Source organism: Streptomyces sp. CNX435 (genome assembly GCF_059570575.1).
In genome coordinates, this window is sequence record NZ_JCANTA010000029.1 from 68,470 (window position 1) to 85,982 (window position 17,513).

20 protein-coding genes and 1 pseudogene are annotated in these 17,513 nt (G+C 73.0%); 5 read left to right on the forward strand and 16 right to left on the reverse strand.

Annotated elements, in window-relative coordinates; genetic code table 11:
- Positions 1-10: 10 nt before the first annotated feature.
- Positions 11-868: a TetR/AcrR family transcriptional regulator gene (locus tag T328_RS32020; protein ID WP_496499738.1), complete on the reverse strand. Its 858-nt coding sequence runs from the start codon at positions 866-868 to the stop codon at positions 11-13.
- 108 nt (positions 869-976) lie between these two features.
- Here T328_RS32020 and T328_RS32025 point away from each other — a divergent pair, with 108 nt between their 5' ends.
- Both T328_RS32025 and T328_RS32030 read left to right on the forward strand, forming a co-directional pair.
- On the forward strand, positions 977-1,918 hold the full coding sequence (locus tag T328_RS32025) for an ATP-binding cassette domain-containing protein (RefSeq protein ID WP_496499739.1): 942 nt from the start codon (positions 977-979) through the stop codon (positions 1,916-1,918).
- Complete coding sequence (locus T328_RS32030; RefSeq protein WP_496499740.1) at positions 1,911-2,675, forward strand: ABC transporter permease; 765 nt, start codon at positions 1,911-1,913, stop codon at positions 2,673-2,675. Before T328_RS32025 ends, T328_RS32030 begins: the two co-directional genes overlap by 8 nt.
- A gap of 223 nt (positions 2,676-2,898) precedes the next feature.
- On the opposite strand, the gene T328_RS32035 is transcribed toward T328_RS32030, so the two are convergent.
- The 4 genes from T328_RS32035 to T328_RS32050 all read right to left on the reverse strand — a co-directional run bounded on the left by T328_RS32035 (position 2,899) and on the right by T328_RS32050 (position 6,527).
- Positions 2,899-3,303, reverse strand: a complete 405-nt coding sequence (locus T328_RS32035; RefSeq protein WP_496499741.1) for an ankyrin repeat domain-containing protein — start codon at positions 3,301-3,303, stop codon at positions 2,899-2,901.
- Between the two features lie 48 nt (positions 3,304-3,351).
- Positions 3,352-4,446, reverse strand: a complete 1,095-nt coding sequence (locus T328_RS32040; RefSeq protein ID WP_496499742.1) for a phosphotransferase — start codon at positions 4,444-4,446, stop codon at positions 3,352-3,354.
- A gap of 108 nt (positions 4,447-4,554) precedes the next feature.
- Positions 4,555-5,280 (reverse strand): HAD family hydrolase, encoded by a 726-nt coding sequence (locus T328_RS32045; protein ID WP_496499743.1) that lies wholly within the window; start codon positions 5,278-5,280, stop codon positions 4,555-4,557.
- 359 nt (positions 5,281-5,639) lie between these two features.
- Entirely contained in the window at positions 5,640-6,527 is an 888-nt protein-coding gene (locus T328_RS32050) for a winged helix-turn-helix domain-containing protein (RefSeq protein ID WP_496499744.1), read from the reverse strand.
- Between the two features lie 232 nt (positions 6,528-6,759).
- Between T328_RS32050 and T328_RS32055 the strand changes: the two genes are divergently transcribed.
- Positions 6,760-6,975 carry a hypothetical protein gene (locus T328_RS32055; protein WP_496499745.1) on the forward strand — a complete coding sequence of 72 codons (216 nt, stop codon included), beginning with the start codon at positions 6,760-6,762 and terminating at the stop codon, positions 6,973-6,975.
- Positions 6,976-6,982: 7 nt separating this feature from the next.
- Here the strand turns inward: T328_RS32055 and T328_RS32060 are convergent, their stop codons facing one another.
- The 3 genes from T328_RS32060 to T328_RS32070 form a co-directional block, all read right to left on the reverse strand.
- Entirely contained in the window at positions 6,983-8,239 is a 1,257-nt protein-coding gene (locus tag T328_RS32060; RefSeq protein ID WP_496499746.1) for a GNAT family N-acetyltransferase, read from the reverse strand.
- Between the two features lie 87 nt (positions 8,240-8,326).
- Positions 8,327-9,355, reverse strand: a complete 1,029-nt coding sequence (locus T328_RS32065) for an asparaginase (protein WP_496499747.1) — start codon at positions 9,353-9,355, stop codon at positions 8,327-8,329.
- A 63-nt stretch (positions 9,356-9,418) separates the two neighbouring features.
- The gene (locus tag T328_RS32070) at positions 9,419-10,147 is read right to left on the reverse strand and encodes an RsiG family protein (protein WP_496499748.1); all 729 of its coding nucleotides are present in this window, start codon (positions 10,145-10,147) and stop codon (positions 9,419-9,421) included.
- Between the two features lie 181 nt (positions 10,148-10,328).
- Between T328_RS32070 and dtd the strand changes: the two genes are divergently transcribed.
- Complete coding sequence (dtd, locus tag T328_RS32075) at positions 10,329-10,754, forward strand: D-aminoacyl-tRNA deacylase (protein WP_496499749.1); 426 nt, start codon at positions 10,329-10,331, stop codon at positions 10,752-10,754.
- A 141-nt stretch (positions 10,755-10,895) separates the two neighbouring features.
- On the opposite strand, the gene ygfZ is transcribed toward dtd, so the two are convergent.
- From ygfZ to T328_RS32090, 3 genes are all read right to left on the reverse strand, one after another.
- Positions 10,896-11,864: a CAF17-like 4Fe-4S cluster assembly/insertion protein YgfZ gene (gene ygfZ, locus T328_RS32080; protein ID WP_496499750.1), complete on the reverse strand. Its 969-nt coding sequence runs from the start codon at positions 11,862-11,864 to the stop codon at positions 10,896-10,898.
- Positions 11,865-11,943: 79 nt separating this feature from the next.
- On the reverse strand, positions 11,944-12,432 hold the full coding sequence (locus T328_RS32085; RefSeq protein ID WP_496499751.1) for a Fur family transcriptional regulator: 489 nt from the start codon (positions 12,430-12,432) through the stop codon (positions 11,944-11,946).
- Between the two features lie 65 nt (positions 12,433-12,497).
- The gene (locus tag T328_RS32090; RefSeq protein WP_496499752.1) at positions 12,498-13,064 is read right to left on the reverse strand and encodes a heme-binding beta-barrel domain-containing protein; all 567 of its coding nucleotides are present in this window, start codon (positions 13,062-13,064) and stop codon (positions 12,498-12,500) included.
- A 315-nt stretch (positions 13,065-13,379) separates the two neighbouring features.
- On the opposite strand from T328_RS32090, the gene T328_RS32095 reads away from it, so the two are divergent.
- Positions 13,380-13,742, forward strand: a complete 363-nt coding sequence (locus T328_RS32095; RefSeq protein ID WP_496499753.1) for a DsrE family protein — start codon at positions 13,380-13,382, stop codon at positions 13,740-13,742.
- A 385-nt stretch (positions 13,743-14,127) separates the two neighbouring features.
- Here the strand turns inward: T328_RS32095 and T328_RS32100 are convergent, their stop codons facing one another.
- The 5 genes and pseudogenes from T328_RS32100 to T328_RS32120 all read right to left on the reverse strand — a co-directional run.
- The gene (locus T328_RS32100) at positions 14,128-14,415 is read right to left on the reverse strand and encodes a DUF1416 domain-containing protein (RefSeq protein ID WP_496499754.1); all 288 of its coding nucleotides are present in this window, start codon (positions 14,413-14,415) and stop codon (positions 14,128-14,130) included.
- Positions 14,416-14,457: 42 nt separating this feature from the next.
- On the reverse strand, positions 14,458-15,297 hold the full coding sequence (locus T328_RS32105; protein WP_496499755.1) for a sulfurtransferase: 840 nt from the start codon (positions 15,295-15,297) through the stop codon (positions 14,458-14,460).
- A 162-nt stretch (positions 15,298-15,459) separates the two neighbouring features.
- Complete coding sequence (locus T328_RS32110; protein ID WP_496499756.1) at positions 15,460-15,600, reverse strand: putative leader peptide; 141 nt, start codon at positions 15,598-15,600, stop codon at positions 15,460-15,462.
- 183 nt (positions 15,601-15,783) lie between these two features.
- The gene (locus tag T328_RS32115; RefSeq protein WP_496499757.1) at positions 15,784-16,512 is read right to left on the reverse strand and encodes an LmeA family phospholipid-binding protein; all 729 of its coding nucleotides are present in this window, start codon (positions 16,510-16,512) and stop codon (positions 15,784-15,786) included.
- Between the two features lie 127 nt (positions 16,513-16,639).
- Positions 16,640-17,513: pseudogene (locus T328_RS32120) on the reverse strand (hypothetical protein); the annotation flags it as partial.

A 17,513-nucleotide genomic window follows, 5' to 3' on the forward strand; every position in this document is an offset into this window, starting at 1 on the left:
AAGTCCCCGGTCAGTCCGGGCTGCGGGCGTCTATCAGCGCCTGGATGCCGTCGAGTACGCGCTCCAGGCCGAACGCGAACTCGTCGTAGTCCGTGGCATCCGCCGACGCCGGTACGTCCCCTTCGTCGAAGGCGCCGCCCTCCACCGCCGTACGCAGATGCGGCAGACGGCCGGACTCGGAGACCCGGAGCAGGAAGTGGCTGTACTCGTTCATCAGCCGCTCCATGTCCGGGCTCCCGCCCATCACCAGGGCGATCGTCACCTCCGCGCGCACCTGGTTGCTCACCAGCAGTGCCGTGGCCACCTTCTCGAACTCCGTCAGCGGGGTGTCGCGGAGGATGTAGAGGGCCTGGTCGAGCGACGCGAGCTGGTTCGGGGTGACCGGCGGGCCGCCGCTCGGGATGTGCGCCACAGCCCACGGGTGCGCGAACATCGCGGTGCCGATGGCCTGGTACCAGTGCCGCAGCCCCGCCCGCCAGTCGCCACCGGCGTCCTCGGGCAGCGGCGCCGGCGGGCCGAAGGCCCCGTCGACCATCAGCGTGACCAGCTCGTCCTTCGTGGCCACGTACCGGTACAGCGCCATCGTCGAGACGCCCAGCTCCTTGGCCACCCGCCCCATCGACGCGGCCTCCAGGCCCTCCGCGTCCGCGACCGCGACCGCCGCCGCCACGATCCCGTCCAGCGTCAGCCCGCGCTTCGGCCCCTTCTGCGGCCGGGGCCGCAGGCCCCAGGCGGCCTCGACGCTGGCGGGGACGGCTCCGGCGGCTTCGGCGGCTCCGGCGGTTTCGGCGTCGCGGGTGTCGCGCTTGTCATCGCCGGGCTCGGCATCGGCGGGCTCGGCATCGGCGTCGGTCTCCATGGCGTCCATGTGCTCAGTTTACGCCATACGCAGATCCGTGTATGCTCTACGCAGTAGCGTGTACGGTATACGCAGAACCAGCGGAGAATGCCAGCTCTACGGAGAAAGGGGGGAGCTGTGCCCCAGCCCACCCGACCCGCCGTCGAGGCCACCGGCCTCACCAAGGCGTACGGCGGCGCGACCGTGCTCGACGGCGTCGGCCTGAGCGTCCCGCCCGGCACCGTCTTCGCCCTCCTCGGCCCCAACGGCGCCGGCAAGACCACCACCGTCCGGATCCTCGCCACGCTGCTGCGCGCCGACGCGGGCAGCGCCCGCGTCGCCGGGTTCGACGTGGCCGCGGAGCGCTCGCGGGTCCGCCGGGCCATCAGCCTCACCGGTCAGTACGCCGCGCTCGACGAGCAGCAGACCGGCGCGGAGAACCTCCGCATGGTCGCCCGCCTCACCGGCCTGTCCCGCCCCGTCGCCCGCCGCCGCGCCGCCGAGCTGCTGGAGCGGTTCGCCCTCGCCGGGGACGCCGCCGACCGCCGCGTCGGCACGTACTCCGGAGGCATGCGCCGCCGTCTCGACCTCGCCGCCGGCCTCGTCGGCGACCCCTCCGTGATCTTCCTCGACGAGCCGACCACCGGCCTCGACCCCCGCAGCCGCCAGGCCGTCTGGGACGAGGTGCGCCACCTCGCCGACGGCGGCGTCACGGTCTTCCTCACCACGCAGTATCTGGAGGAGGCCGACCGCCTCGCCGACCGCATCGCGCTCCTCGACGGCGGGAAGCTCGTCGCCGAGGGCACGGCGGCGGAGCTGAAGCAGCAGGTCTCCGCCGAGCGGCTGGACCTCACCCTGGTCTCCGCGGAGGCGTACGAGAAGGCGGCCCACGCCCTGGACCACCTCGCCGTGCGCCACGACCCCGGCACCCGCACGCTCGGCGTCACCAGCGACGGCCGCGCCGCACACATACGCGAGCTGCTCGACGCCATCGACCCCGACCGCACCCAGATCGAGCGCTTCGCCGTGCACTCCGCGACGCTCGACGACGTCTTCCTGAAGGTGACCCGCGATGGCTGACGCCCTGACCCACTCGGCGACGATGGTCGGCCGCTCCGTGCGGCTCAGCTCCCGCAACCCCGACGCCGTGATCACGGCGCTGGCGCTGCCCGTGCTGCTGATGCTCGTCTTCGTCTACCTCTTCGGCGGCGCGATCGACACCGGCGGGGGCTACGGGCGCTACGTCGACTACGTCGCCCCCGGCGTCCTCGTGCTGTGCGCCGGCTTCGGCGCCGGCACGACGGCGATGAGCGTCGCGGACGACATGAAGGGTGCCGTCATCGACCGCTTCCGCTCCCTCGACGTCGGCGGCACCGCCGTCCTCGCCGGACACGTGGCGGCCAGCGTCGTCCGGAACCTGGCGGCCACGGTGCTGGTCTTCGGCGTCGCCTTCGCGGTCGGCTTCCGCCCGGAGGCGGGGGTCGGCGGCTGGCTCGCGTCGGCGGGCATCCTGCTGGCGGTGATCACGGCCATATCCTGGGTCGCGGCGGCCGTCGGCCTGCTGGCCAACTCCCCGGAGGCGGCGAGCGGCTTCACGTTCTTCCTGGCCTTCCTGCCGTACCCGTCCAGCGCCTTCGTCCCGGTCGACTCGATGCCGGGCTGGCTGCACGGCTTCGCCGAGCACCAGCCGCTGACACCGGTGATCGAGTCGCTGCGGGGGCTGCTGCTGGGGCACCCGGTGGGCGGCAGCCCGTGGGAGGCGCTGGCGTGGTGCGCGGGGCTGACGGCGGCGTCGGTGGCGGCAGCGGCGGCGTTGTTCAGGCGGCGGGTGTCGTGAGAGGGATGCGGTTCCACGGCCGGCGGCTTTCGCGGGATCGGCGGCTGTGGCGTGACCGGTGGCCGTGGCGGGACCGGCGGCTGTGGCGTGACCGGTGGCCGTCGCGGGACCGGTGGCTGTGGCGGGAGCGGTGGCTGTTGCCCGAGCGATGGCGGTGCGGCGCCGGTGGTGGTGCCGACCCGGGGGGGTACGGGGCCGGTGGCGGTACTGGGCCGGCCGTCTCTCACATCCCGCCGAACAGCTCCAGCAACTCCGTCCGGCCGGCCGCCCGGGCCGCCGCGACCGCCGACGGCGATCCGGCCTGCGGGTCCGCGCCGTGCCGCAGCAGCACCCGCACGACCTCGTCCGCGCCCGCCCGCACCGCCGCGGCCAGCGGCGTCGCACCCAGCGCCCCGACCTGGTCCGCGTCGGCGCCCCGCCGCAGCAGCGCGCCGACGGTGCCGGAGTGCCCGTGCACCGCGGCGAGCATGACGAGCGAGTCCCCGTCGTCGTCGCGCAACCCGGCCGGCACCCCGGCGTCCACGTACGCGGCCAGCGTGTCGGTCCGGCCCTGCCGTGCGAGCTCGAAAGCCTTGGTGGCCAGCTCGAATACGGCGGGATCGTGTGCGGGCTCGTCGGCTCCACTCATGCCGTCACCCTACGATGCGGAAGGTGATCATCCAGTATTGGCCGCGCGCTAGTCCAGCGATGAGGTGCGCCACCGCACCAACTCCTGCTCGATCTCGCCGGTGCCGACCACCGTGGGCAGCGGCAGGGCAGGCGCCGCCCGGTCGAGAGCGGCGTTGACCGCCTTCGCCGCATCGGCCGTTGACGTCTCGCCTTGCTCCATCGAGTAGGCCTGCCGGATCACGTCCGTATACACCGACTGGATCTGCTTGAACGCGAGGTACCGGGGCAGATCCTCCTCGACACCGTCGGCCGCGCCCGGCCGGGCCTGCTCCGCCACCTCGGCCCAGCGCGCGACGACCTCGTTCGCCTGGCCGGCCGGGTAGCGCATCAGGTGCAGGTGGGTGGCCAGGTCGTACAGCGGATCGCCGAGCAGGGCCAGCTCCCAGTCGATGGTCCACAGGGCGTTCTGCTTGTCGACGATGAGGTTCGCGCGGTGGATGTCACCGTGCAGCAGCCCGAAAGGGCGCGGGGTCATCCCCTCCAGCCGGGCTTCGAGAGCGGACGCGGAGGAGGAGGCCGACTTCGGGTGGATGCCCAGGCGGCGGAAGAGCGTGTCGAAGTGCGGCAGTGCGTGCTCGACCACGTCGGTGAGGGTGAACCGGACGAGAGCGCGGGCGAACGCCGTGGTGTCGCGGTCCTCCGGCGGCGGGGAGTGGAGCGCAAGCAGCTGGGGATCGTGGGGGTCGACGGCCAGCAGCTCCCGGAAGAGCCGCATGATCTGGTCGAGGAACGCGGCCGGCACCTCCTCCCCCGGCGCGGCGACCTCCGCCAGTGTGCACCCCTCGATGAAGCTCTGGACGGTGAGGGAGTCGATGCTGCCGACCTCGGGAACGTGGGAGACACGGCCCGCCAGCCTCGTGAGCAGATCGTCCTCGGAAGCGAAGCACCTGCGGTCGAACCACAGCAGGCCGGGACGGGGGTCGCGCAGCTTCACCCACCCGGCCGACCGCCCGAACAGCCCGGGCGCGGTCAGCCGTACCGCGTACGTCTCGTGGTGGTATCCGGGCAGCGGCCCTTCTACCTGGTGTCCGGGCAGCGGCCCATCTACCCGCTTTGCCGCGGCGAAGAGGGCCTGAAGCGGGGGTGCTTGGGAGGCCGGCATCGGTCGGGTGTCCTCGGATGTGGCGTGATGGGCGGGTGAGTGGCAAGTGATCAGGGCAGATTACTCGGCTACGACGTGTGCCGTCCCCTCGACGCCCCTGACACGCAGTTAATTGTCTGGAGCACGGGCGCCGGAACCTGACGTACCAGGTATCGCGTCGAGCATTTCCTTCATCGAACCGACGATCAGCCGCACTCCTGCCTGCTCCAGCGCGTCGGCCTTGCGCGGCGCATGTGCGTAGCCGATGAAGGCCACGCGAGCCTCCTTGGCGGCTTCCCAGTCGGAGGGGGTGTCCCCGATCATCAGGCACTCGCCGGGCGTGGTGCCGGTCGACTTCAGCGCCCGCAGCAGGCAGTCCGGGTCGGGTTTGAGCCGGATGGGGTCCGCTTGGCGGCCGTGGACGTGAGTGGAGAAGTGCTCGGCGAGCCCGTGCCGGCCCAGGTAGTCGCGGATGGCGGTCGCCGAGTTGTTGGACGTGATGGCCAGCGTCCGGCCGTGCCTGCGCAACTCCTCGGTCACCGCGCCGGCGTCCCGGGTGGGTTCGGCCGACCGCGCCGCCGTCTGCTCCGCCTCGGTGAGCAGTTGTTCCGCGGCGCGTATCACCTCCTGGTCCGGTGCCGCCCGGAGGACGGCCGTCAGGATGCTGTGCGGGTGGTTCGGTTCGTACGTCTCCTCGTCCAGCAGGCCGGGTGCACGGTCGGCCAGCAGCGCGAGGAGCCGTTCGGCGACGCCGGCCGCGGGGTGTGCGGCGAACAACCGGCAGATCGGTCCGTCGAAGTCGAAGAACACGCACTTCGCCGAGTCGAGCGCCGCCGCGAGGGGGGTCATGTTCATCCGATCCACCGTTCGGGGGCGGTTTTCCTCCGGGAACCTGGTCGGTCGCGGTGCCGATCGACGGGGATCGCGTCGTGCGCGCTGCCGTTGCACACCAACCGGCTGAGGTGCCGCAAGGGGGGTCTCCATCCCGTACGCGTCGTGGATGCCGCGACGTTTCTCCGAGTCCGCTCCGACTCGCCGAACGCCGGGGGTCAGTGCCCGGACTGCACGGTACAACGGCCGTTCGGTTTCTGGCAGTCGGCAGTGCGGTCGTGGAAACGGCCGACCCGCGCCCGGACACCACCGGGTGGCATCGCCGTGGCCGGTCGTCGGAACCGGCAGGTCCGGCACTCCGCGGGTCCACGACTTCCCCGCGTTCAGTACCCGAGGGGATACGGCACGGCGATGCTCGACCACATCGACTCGAACCACATCCGGGACTGCTCGACGAAGGCCGCGTCGTGCTCGTCGCGTCTCTCGGCGCCCGCGGAGTAGTGGAACAGCGCGGCGTCGGGGCCGAGAACGTCGTGAATCTCCATCCTCTCCTGCTTGTACTCCACCTCTCGCGGCAGCACCTGGTAGTAACCCATGAGCGCCTCGGTGCCGTTGAGGACGTAGAGCTTGCTGGTGGGAGTGAGGGGTACGCCCCGGATCTCGATGGACACCTCGGGCACGAGGCCGCGCTCGCGCAGGTTCCGCAGGGTGTGGTCCAGGCTGCGGGCGTGCAACTCGACCAGGTCGCGCAGGCGCTGCAGCGGCCGGGGGTCCGAAGCGTCCCCGATCAGCTGCGGGATGGCGAGCTGGGCGTCCGAGCTGGGCACCAGGATGCGAGCGGTGATCGACTCCGGCGCGCGTTGCTCACCGATCGCGATACGCATGGCCGTGCGTGCCAGCGCCTGGGTAAGCGTCTCCGTCGTCAGGTTGAGGGCGTCGATGGTCACTTGCGTGGCCTGAAATGCCAGCTCGATGCGATCCGTCAACTCCACACCCGCCGCCCGCGGCGCCTCCGCGTCCGGAGAGGGCGGCCCGGCCACCGTCGGCGGCGAACCCCTGCCGACGTCGGCGAGGAGTTGCTCGCGCTTGAGCAGCTCCAGTGCTTTCCGTACGACGCCGCGCTCGACGTCGAACTCCGCCATCAGGGCTTTCTGCGTCGGCAGGCTGTCCCCCGGCCGCAGTTCGCCGGAGTCGATGCGTGCGCGCAGCGCGTCGGCGACGCGGTTGCGCGCGATCCGGCCGCCGTTTGCCGAAGGCTGGTCCCTGCTCACCCCGCCAACCTTACAACTTCCGGCCAACCAGCGGGGGTTGTCTCGGAAATGTTTTGAGTTGGTTGCCAACTGGGCACAAGTTAAGCAGAGTTGGTTACCAACTCTGCGACCCTGGCGGCAACTGAGAGAAGTTGGCAGTGATGGTCATCGCCCGGGACTCGCGCTCTCCCGCTGTCCAACGGCGCATGGAGGGAGGGGGGACCACTGCGTTCGCAGAAGGGAGGGACCCACCATGCCGGTCGGGATCACTCTGGCCATGTCCGCGCTGCTCGTCGGCTTCGAGCGGTTCGTCGAATGGCGCTTCGGCACGGTGGGAGCGATCGGGCTCACCACCTTGCTCGTGGGGCTCAAGGCGCAGAACGTCACGTGCATGACCATCGGCGGGATCGCACTCGCCGTGCTCTTGCTCCAGTCCGCCGAGCCCGGCCGCGCCCCGGCCGGGAGTTGAGGGAAATCTAGAACATGTCGGGACACCACGGTCGGCGCGAGGTGCGCAGCAGGGCGTCCGCCCGCGCGGCGGCGCCCGGGCGCTCCTCGTCGACGACGCCCAGGGCGGCAAGCCGCACCGCGGACTCGTCGCCCAGGCAGAGCCGGGCCAGCTCCGCCACGTTCAGGGCGAGGTCGGCGGGCCGGTCCGTGCGTGAGCAGCCGGTGTCGCCCGGGCCACCGGCGTCCAGCAGGAAGCGGCCGCCGGCGAGGCCGGCCGGGTCGTGTACGTCGAGCACGAGAGAGCCGGAGGCCGCGTAGTCGCGGGCCTCCAGAAGTCGCGGGACGTCCAGTGGCCGCAGCCACAGGTAGTCCGCGTGCGCGGTCGTCCGGGCCGCCCGAGGGTCACCTAGGTAGAGGGGGAGGAGATCGTCGGGCGCCCGGCGGCCCGTATGGATCGTCGTGATCCAGTCGAAGGAGACCAGAAAGCGCCAGAGCGCCCGCTCCGCGGCGGGCGTGACGGCGATCAGGCCGGCCACGGTCAGCTCGTCGTCGGAGAGCTTGCCGGGCCACTCGCCCCACTTGGTGCGGTACGTGACGATGCCCTCCGGCTCGCCCGCCGCCGAGCGGTACACGACGTAGCAGGGCTCCTGCCACGGCCCGTCGACGCTGAAGCGGGCCGCGCCCGTGTGCACCTGCCACCAGTACGCGCTCCGGTCCACCGCGCCCGGCACCAGCCGGCGGAAGCGGTCGTGCAGCGCCGGGCCTGTCGCCAGCAGCTCGGCGGCGTCGACGAGGTCGACCGACCCGCCGTCGTCCGGGCCCGCGTAGCGCGGGTCGAGCTGGGCGCGCCGGGTGCTCACCTCGTACTCGGTTATCCAGGTGGCGGGGCCGAAGCCGTAGCGGCCGTAGATCGGATACTCCGCGGCGATCAGGCTGGCGACCACGTCGCCGCGCTCCTTCGCCGCCGCCAGGTCCTCGCTCAGCATCCGGCTCAGCAGCCCCCGCCTGCGGTGCGTCGGCGAGACCGTGACGTTGGAGACCGCGCACGCGGGCACCGTGGCCCCGCCCGGGACCGTCAGCTCCTGGTCGAAGCTGCGGTACGTGGCGACCCAGCGCCTGCCGTCGTACGCCCCCCGCACCCGGGGAAGGTCGCGTGACTCCACGAAGCGCGCCACGTCCGCCTCGGTCACCGCGGGAGTGCGCATGAAGCCCGTCTGCAGGGCGCGCATCCAGTCGGCCACGTCGTCTTCGGCGGGCGTACGGATCTCGATGCCATCGCTCATGACTTCACCTCGCGTACGGGGACCACAGCACTGGGACCACAGCACTGCCGGAGTTACGGATCACGCGCCCACGCTAGGCGCCGTCCGTCAGAACGTCGCCCGAATTTCCCCGACCTGCTCCCCGCCGCCCAGCAGCGGCGCCGCCCCGATCCGGGCCAGCACCGGCGACCGTACGCCCAGCAGCGCCAGCGCCCGCGCCAGGACCGGGCCGACAGCCCGCAGCGCGCCGTCGTCGACCTTGAACGCCAGCGCCCGCCCGTCCGGCAGCGCCACCGCCTGCACGCCCTCCGCGCCGACCTTCGCCAGCGCCCCCGGCACGCCACGCATCAGCCACGTGTCCCACCGCCGGGTGCCCGCGACGTACTCCGGATGCGCCCGCATCGCGTCCGCCACCCGCCGCTCCGGCGTGTCCTCCGCGGCCAGGACCAGCCGCCGGAAGCCGCGCGCGAGCGCCGTCAGCGACAGCGACATGAGCGGGGCGCCGCAGCCGTCGACGCCGACGTGCCGGACCTCCTCGCCCGCCGCCTCCTCCACCACCTGCCGCACCACCCGCTGCAGCGGGTGGTCGGGGGCGAGGTAGGACGCCCGCGGCCAGCCGTTCGCGACGCAGGCCGCGAGCATCGCGGCGTGCTTGCCGGAGCAGTTCATGGTCACCCGGTCCCGGGTCCGCCCGGCGGCGAGGTACGTCTCCCGCTCCTGAAGGTCCAGCGGCAGGTCGGCCGGGTTCTGCAGGGCGTCCTCGGACAGCCCGGACTCGGCGAGCATCTTGCGTACGAGGTCCAGGTGGAACCGCTCGCCCGAGTGGCTGGCCGCGGCCAGCGCCAGCCGCTCGCCCGCCAGCGGTCCACCGGCGGCCCGGACCCCCGCACGCAGCACCGCCGCCGCCTGGAACGGCTTGTTCGCCGACCGCGGGAACACCTGCGTGGCCACGTCCCCCCACGCCCGCTCCACCTCGCCGTCCGCCCCCAGCAGCACCAGCGACCCGCGGTGCCGCCCCTCGGCGAAGCCGGAGCGCACCACCTCCGCCAGCACGGGCGACGGGCCGGCGTACGCGCCCTCCTCGGCCGGCGCCGGGCCGGGGGCCGGCGGCGGGGCTATCCAGCTGTCGTCGTGCATGGGCGGGCGCCTTCCGTGCCGGGGACGGCCTGAGGGCCTGAAGCTCCGTCGCTCGGTCAGAACTCAGGACAGCAGGTCGTCGACCTGCGCCTCCCCTTCACGATAACGGCGTGCGATCTCCGCGCTGCACTCGTCCGCCGTCCGCTGCAACCGCTGCCGGCGACCGGAGATCCGCGCCTCGTAGCCGGCCAGCCGGGCGAGACCCTGGGCCAGCTCCTCGTCCGTACGGGCCGACAGGTCGGACAGCGCGACCTCCGCGAGCATCTGCTCCGCCAGCTCCCGGTACTCCTCGCGCAGCGGCGGGCCCAGCGTGACGTGCCGGGCCGAGGCCGGCCGCGGGGAGGGGCCGTCGGTGAGGATCTCGGGCAGCCGGTCGAGCACATGCGAGTGCGGGCTCGCGCGCCGGGCCAGCTCGGCGCGGAGGATGTCGATCCGGCCGTGCAGCAGCCGGCGTACGTAACTGAGGTCGGCCTCCTCCTGCTGCGCGGAGCGGCGCAGCCGGCGCACCTCGGGCAGGCCCAGCGTGTCGGGCCGCGGGGGCGGCGCCGCCGGGTCGGGGGCGGCGACGAGGGAGGCCAGGGAGGCCAGGGACGCCAGGGAGGCCACGGTGGTGGCCGTGGCGCCCGCCTTGGCGGTCTGCGCGGTCGGCGCTGCCTGCGCGGCCTGCGCACCCGGTGCCACGCCGCCGTCCGGGGAGCGCGGCCCCGGTGGCCCGGGGCGGCGGTCGGCGCGCGGGCCGCTGCGCGCGGTCGGTACGGGCGGCGTGGGCCGTCCGGCTCCGGAAGAGCTCATGCGAGTGTCAGTCCCCTTCGTCCGAGATGCCGCGTCGGCGTGGCGACCTGCCGGACACCGAAAGCAATCGTGCCACTGCACGGGGTGGCGCTGCACGGAGACCGCGCCCGTTCGGCCCCGCGCACGTTGCGGCGCCCGGGGGCGCGGCGGCGCGCGTCGCGCCATCGGGATAATGCGACGCATGCGAGCGGTGGTGCAGCGGGTGGACGGCGCGAGGGTCGAGGTCGGCGGCGAGACGGTCGGCGAGGTGATCGGCGAGGGGCTGTGCGTGCTCGTGGGCGTCACGCACGACGACACCCCGGCGAAGGCCGCGCGGCTGGCCCGCAAGCTGTGGACGCTGCGCGTGCTGGACGACGAGAAGTCCTGCTCGGACGTGTCGGCGCCGCTGCTCGTGATCAGCCAGTTCACGCTCTACGGCGACCCCCGCAAGGGGCGCCGGCCGACCTGGCAGGCCGCGGCGCCCGGCGAGGTCGCCGAGCCGCTGGTCGAGGAGGTCGTGGCGCAACTGCGGGCGCTGGGCGCGCGGGTGGAGACGGGGGCGTTCGGCGCGCAGATGCGGGTGAGCCTGACGAACAACGGCCCGTTCACGGTGCTGGTCGAGGTCTGAGGCGTACGAGGGGCACGAGGCGACCGAGGCGTACGTGGTCCGTGGGGCGGGGGGCGTACGAGACATCCGAGGCGCACGCGAACACACCCGCGCGCTCCAGGCGCCGCCGACGCGCCCGCTCGCCGCGCCGCCCCGGCGATCTCAGGGCTCGACCACCGTCTCCTGCGCCGCCGCCGTCTCGTCCGCGAGCAGCGCCGCGTCCGCCGGCACGTTCCGCTTCACCAGCGCCAGCGCGATCGGCCCCAGCTCGTGGTGGCGCACCGAGGTCGTGACGAAGCCCAGCTTGCGCCCCTCCTCCTCGGTCGCCAGCCGGATCGCCGCCCCGTGCGGCGGCAGCGTCACCTCGCTGCCGTCCAGGTGCAGGAACACCAGCCGGCGCGGCGGCCGGCCCAGGTTCTGCACCCGCGCGACCGTCTCCTGCCCCCGGTAGCACCCCTTCTCCAGGTGCACCGCCGTGCCTATCCAGCCCACCTCGTGCGGAATGGTGCGGTGGTCCGTCTCCAGGCCCAGCCGCGGCCGGTGCGCCGCCACCCGCAGCGCCTCGTACGCCAGCACCCCGGCCGGCGGGCCCGCGGCGGCGGCGAAGACCGCCAGCGTCGCGCGCGGCAGGAAGAGGTCGCGCCCGTACGCCGTCTCCCGGACGGCCACGCCCTCGGGCGCCTCCGTGATCGAGCCGGCCGGCAGATGGACGACGGCGACGTCGTCCGTACGGTCCGCGATGTCCACCCGGTAGAAGAACTTCATGCTCTCCAGGTACGCGATGAGGTCCTTCTGCGTGCCCGGCTCCACGTGCGCCCACGTCGTCTCGCCGTCGTCGACGAGGTACAGCGCGTGCTCGATGTGCCCGTGGGCGGACAGCACCAGCGCCTCGGTGGCGTGCCCCGGCGCGAGCGCTTCCACGTGCTGCGTCAGCAGCAGATGCAGCCAGCTCAGCCGGTCCTGGCCGGTGACCGAGACGACGCCGCGGTGGGAGAGGTCGACGAAGCCCTCGCCGGCGTCCAGCGCGCGCTGCTCCCGGAAGAGATCGCCGTAGTGTGCGGCGACGCCCTCGTCGGGAGCCTCGGCGCCGACCGCCCCGGGCAGGGAGAGGAGGGGAGAAGGCGCGTTCATGCTTCAAGAGTACGTGCGGGGTGAGTACCCGGCGTCACGGACCGGATGCCGACGCGCTATGCGGACGCGCTCGCGGGCCTCAGGAGTGGGCCGGGGCGGAGCTACCCGAGCCGCCCGAGCCGCCCGAGCTGCCGGACGCGCCGGACGTACCGGACTCGGCGCACGCCGCGCAGCGGCCGAGGATCGCGAAGTGCCGCACGTCGCTCTCGAAGCCGAACCGCTGCCGCAGCGTCTCCGCGAACGGCTCCGCCACCGCGTTCTCCGCCTCGATCACCCGGTCGCAGACGCGGCACACCAGGTGCAGATGGTGGTGGCGGTCGGCGATGTGGTACGTCGGCGGGCCGTGGTTGAGGTGCGCGTGGCTGACGAGGCCCAGCTCCTCCAGCAGCTCCAGCGTGCGGTACACCGTGGAGATGTTGACGCTCGCGGCGGTCTTGCGCACCTCGCACAGAATGCCGTCCGGCGTCGCGTGCTCCAGGGAGTCGACGGCCTCCAGCACGAGCTGCCGCTGCGGCGTCAGACGGTAGCCGCGCTCGCGCAAGTCGCTCTTCCAGTCGGTGGTCTCCACGGCTCAAGTGTAAGAGTGTCGCGGCGGAGCGCCGTCCGGTTGCCGGAAAGCGCACCGGACGAGCCTCAGCGGAAGAACGCGATCCCGTCGTCGGGCAGGTCCGTCAGGTCCTTCGCCCACTCCCGGGGGTTCACGACCTTCTTCAGCTGGGCCGACATGTACGGCCGCAGCTCGACCTCCGGCGTGGCCTTCTCGCCGACCCACATGAGATCGCCGTTCACGTACCCGTAGAGCCGCTTGCCGCCCGCGTACGGCGGCGAGGCCGCGCTCCGCGCGACCGCGTCCGTGGCCAGGTCCAGCTGCGGCTTGCCCTCGGCCAGCTCGCCGTACCAGACCTCGGCGACCCCGTGGTCGCGCACCATGACGGCCTCCAGCTGCCGGCCGGGCCGCAGTCGCCAGTAGCCGCTCTCGCTCTCCAGCGGGCGCACCTTCGCGCCTTCCCCGTCGAGCACCCACGTGTACGACGAGTACGCCAGGAAGTCCCGGCCGTCGTGGCCGAAGCGCAGCTCCTGGCCGAAGTTGCACTTCTCGCTGCCGGGGAAGTCGAAGACGCCCGCACCCTGCCAGTCGCCGAGGAGGAACGCCAGCGGGACCAGGTCCTTGTGCAGGTCGGAGGGGATTTCGATCGGCATCGTCAGCGCTGGCCCTGGTACAGCTTCTTCACGACCAGGCCGGCGAAGGCCAGGGTGCCCACGCAGACCAGCACGAGCAGGATGTCGAAGGTGAGGACCAGCACGAGCGCTCCGTAACGCGATGAGGGTGACGTACCGCCGCCGAGTCTAGCCGCCCGGCCGGACACCATCCCGGCGGGCGTCCGCCGAGGAGCCGGTGCTGCAGGACCGCCCGTTCCGTCGGGGAAGGTCGCCAGCGCCCTCTGCCCAGGTCCATGCCTGGACAGCGCGTGCCGGCGCGCGAATCTCACCCTCCCCTCGGCCTACAGTGGGCGCATGGCGAAGAATCTGGTGATCAAGGTGACCGCGGGTTCGGACGCGCCGGAGCGCTGCTCCCAGGCGTTCACGGTGGCGGCGGTCGCCGCCGCCAGCGGGGTGGAGGTGTCGCTGTGGCTGACCGGCGAGTCGGCGTGGTTCGCGCTGCCGGGCCGCGCCGCGGAGTTCGAACTGCCGCACGCCGCACCGCTGCCGGACCTGATCGACGGGGTGCTGGCGGCCGGCCGGGTCACGCTGTGCACGCAGTGCGCCGCGCGGCGCGGGATCGAGGAGAAGGACGTGCTGGAGGGCGTACGGATCGCCGGGGCACAGGTCTTCGTCAGCGAGGCCACGGCCGACGGCGCCCAGGCCCTCGTCTACTGACGGCGCCGGCCAGTACGAAGAGCAAACGATGGAGACCATCCTCCTGCAGATGGGGAGGGAACGGATCCTGAGATCGGGCGGCACGGAGCGTCGCAACTCCGCTACAATGGGTGGCCTGCCGTCGGGCAGCGGTCAGGGCTTGGCCGTCATGAGGCTCCACGGAGCTAAGTGAGAAGCCACCCCGTTCATGGAGGTGGAGGAGTCACGAGCAGGAAGTAGCGCCTCCGGCGCCGGAACTGACTGCTGCACGGCACGCCAACTGCAAGCCGTGAAGACGGAAGCCCCGCACCGCCTCCACGGTACGTCCGGGAGGCGGTGCGGGGCTTCCGCGCGGCTTGCGCGCCGCGCCCGTACGGCCGTGCTGCCGTAAGCCGTACCGCGCGGTTCAGACCGCGATCGCGACCTCCGACAGGCCGCCCCGCTGGGCGACCACCGTGCGGTCCGCGGTGCCGCCGGGCACCAGGGCCCGTACGGTCCAGGTGCCCTCCGCGGCGTAGAACCGGAACTGGCCGGTGGCCGAGGTCGGCACCTCGGCGGTGAACTCGCCGGAGGCGTCCAGCAGCCGCACGTAACCGGTGACGGGCTCGCCGTCGCGGGTCACGGAGCCCTGGATGGTGGTCTCGCCGGACTTGGCGGTGGAGGCGTCCGGGCCGCCTGCCTTGGCTCCGCACATGAGGAGTGGTCCTTTCGTCGGGTGTGACCGGGCGGTCAGCGGTCAGTCGTTGGCGCCGAGCTCGATCGGCACGCCGACCAGCGAGCCGTACTCGGTCCAGGAGCCGTCGTAGTTCTTGACGTTCGACTGGCCCAGCAGCTCGTGCAGCACGAACCAGGTGTGCGCCGAGCGCTCGCCGATGCGGCAGTAGGCGATGGTGTCCTTGGCCAGGTCCACGCCCTCGCCCTCGTACAGCTCCTTCAGCTCGTCGTCCGACTTGAAGGTGCCGTCGTCGTTTGCCGACTTCGACCACGGGATGTTCCGCGCGGAGGGCACGTGCCCGGGCCGCTGCGACTGCTCCTGCGGCAGGTGCGCGGGGGCCAGCAGCTTGCCGGAGAACTCGTCGGGGGAGCGGACGTCGACGAGGTTGAGGGTGCCGATGGCGGCGAGGACGTCGTCGCGGAAGGCGCGGATGGCGGTGTCCTGCGGCTTGGCCTGGTACGCGGTGGCCGCGCGCTTCGGCACCTCGGCGACCAGGTCGCGCGAGTCCAGCTCCCACTTCTTGCGGCCGCCGTCGAGGAGCTTGACGTCGCCGTGGCCGTAGAGCTTGAAGTACCAGTAGGCGTACGCGGCGAACCAGTTGTTGTTGCCGCCGTAGAGGACGATGGTGTCGTCATTGGCGATGCCGCGCTCGGACAGCAGCCTCTCGAAGCCGGCCTGGTCGACGAAGTCGCGGCGCACCGGGTCCTGGAGGTCGGACTTCCAGTCGATGCGGACGGCGTTCTTGATGTGGTTCTTGTCGTACGCGGCGGTGTCCTCGTCGACCTCGACGAGGACGACCTTCGGGTTGTCGAGGTTGGCCTCGACCCAGTCGGCGTCCACCAGGACGTCACTGCGGCTCATCTGCTTCTCCTCCGGAGCGCTGGGACAGGGGTACGGGCGGGTGTGCGCCCGGCGCACAGCAGACAGGGCGGAGCGCCGGGCGCGGAGTGTGCGGACAGCCGGGCGGACGGTGCGGGGAGGCACGGCCCGGCTGGGGGCGGGAGCTGCGGACCCGGACCCCGGTCAGGCGGTGCGACAGAGCATGGCGGCGACGCGGCACAGGTCGACGGCGCGCCGCTTGGTCAGGTGATCTGCCTGTCCCCGGGGGCGGGGACCGCTCATCGAGCACAGCATGCCGTCGATCGTACGGAGGGACGTGCGCATGTGTCACCGTCGTGCCGGATTGTGAGACGGCTTCGTCCGGGATGTGGGACGAGGGGTGGGGTGGGCGGGGTCCGCGCCGGGGTCCGCGGGGGTGGCGGGGGTGGGGCTTCTGCGGTATGGACGTGGGGGTCTCAGCCTACGGACGCGCGGTGAGCGGGCGCGGTGCGGTGGGCGCGGGGTGTGTCAGTTGCGGGCGGAGCGTTCGTCGCCCAGTTCCACGTCCTCGCCGCCGCCCGTGACCACGATCCCGTCCTTCGTCACCTCGACGTCCGTCAGGCGTATGCCGGGCGGCAGGTCCTCGATCGTCCAGTTGTAGTCCATGCGGTCGCGGACGAAGTCCTCCAGGCCCGGCAGGCCCCCGAGGTTGTCGACGTCGGTGGCGCGCAGCCGGATCGTGTCGCCGTCGGCCACGCTCACCTCGCCGAAGAGCGACTCCTCCAGCCGCTGCCCGAGGAAGTTCGCCCCGACCGTCGCCCTCACCTTGTCGTCGCCGGCCGCGTCCTTCCCGCCGTACGACACGTTCACCACCGGCAGCGCCGCGGAGATGTCCTCGTACGTGATCGTCACCGTGCCGTCGGCCCTGTCCGCCGTCGCCCGGTCCCAGTCGTCGCCCTCGATCCGCACCCCCTCCAGCTCGCCGCGCACGCCGTCCAGGCGCAGGGTCCGGCCGCCGCTGCCGACGGCGTCGATGCCGTCGATCCGTACGTCCACGGCCTCGAACTCGCGGGACGCCACCTGGGTCAGGAAGGGGAAGCCCTTGATGTCGATCTCGGGCCGCTGGGACAGCCCGTACTCCTTCTCGATGCGGTCCGCCGCGTCCGACTCGGCCAGCGCGAGCGCGATGCGGTCGGCGGCCACCGCGAGCACGCCGACGCCGACCAGCACCACCACTGTGATCTTCAACCAGCGCATCGGTTCTCCGCCCCCCGGTCGGTCGTGCCTGAGAGCTTAGACAGGTGTACGGCTCCGTACCCGCGGGTTGGCGGGGCCGGGGGCGCGGAGGGCGGCGGCGCGGGGGCCGGGGGTGTGCGGGGGCGGGTCAGAGCAGCGCCAGCCCGAGCAGGTGGGCCGCCGGCACCGAGAGCGTCAGCGGCAGGGACACCCCGGCCGTCATGTGCACGAACCGCGAGGGGTAGTCGTAGCTGGCCACCCGCACCGCGACGAGCACGCACACCCCGGCCGCCAGCCCCAGCAGCCCGCCGGCCGCGCCCATGTCGGTGCCGAGCCCCGCCGCCAGACCGCCGGCCCCGGCCGCGGCGACGGCGGCGACGGGCGAGGCGTTCGGCGGCAGCGGCACCGCGCGCCCCAGCGTCCCGGCGGCCACGGCGACGGCGCCGACGATCACGGCGTGCCGCTCGGCGGCGAGGTAGCCGGTGGCGAGGACGGCGAGGGCGGCGGCGGTGAGCGCGACGTTGAGGGCGGCGAGGCGCTCCTTCGGCGCCTGGGTGCTGCGCAGCTGGACGAGGGCGATGAGGAGGAACCAGCCGCCGAGGGAGCCGAGCGCGGCGATCGTGGCGTCGTCCTCGTCGACGGCGAGGACGGCGCCGGTCGCGGTGAGGCCGGCGGCGGCGGCCAGCGCGATGCCCTCGCGGGCGGGCCACATGCCGTTCAGCCGGAACCAGCCGGCGGCGGTGACGCCCTGCAGCAGGGCGACGGCGGCGGCGAGCCCGGGGCGGACGTCGAGTGCGGCGGCGACGGCGAGGAGGGCGGCGAGTACGGCGGTGAGCGCGGCGGGCTGAGGCCCGGGCGCTATCAGTACAGAGGTGCCTTCTTCGCGGAGTACCTCGGCGGGGGGCTTGGGGCGGCGGGGGGCGGGGGCGCCGTAGAGGGTGCCGGTCTCCGGGCCGCCGGGTCCGGGAAAGCCGCCTGCGGCGGCCCCGGGGTCGGGGGCGCCGGCTGCGGCGGGCCCGGGG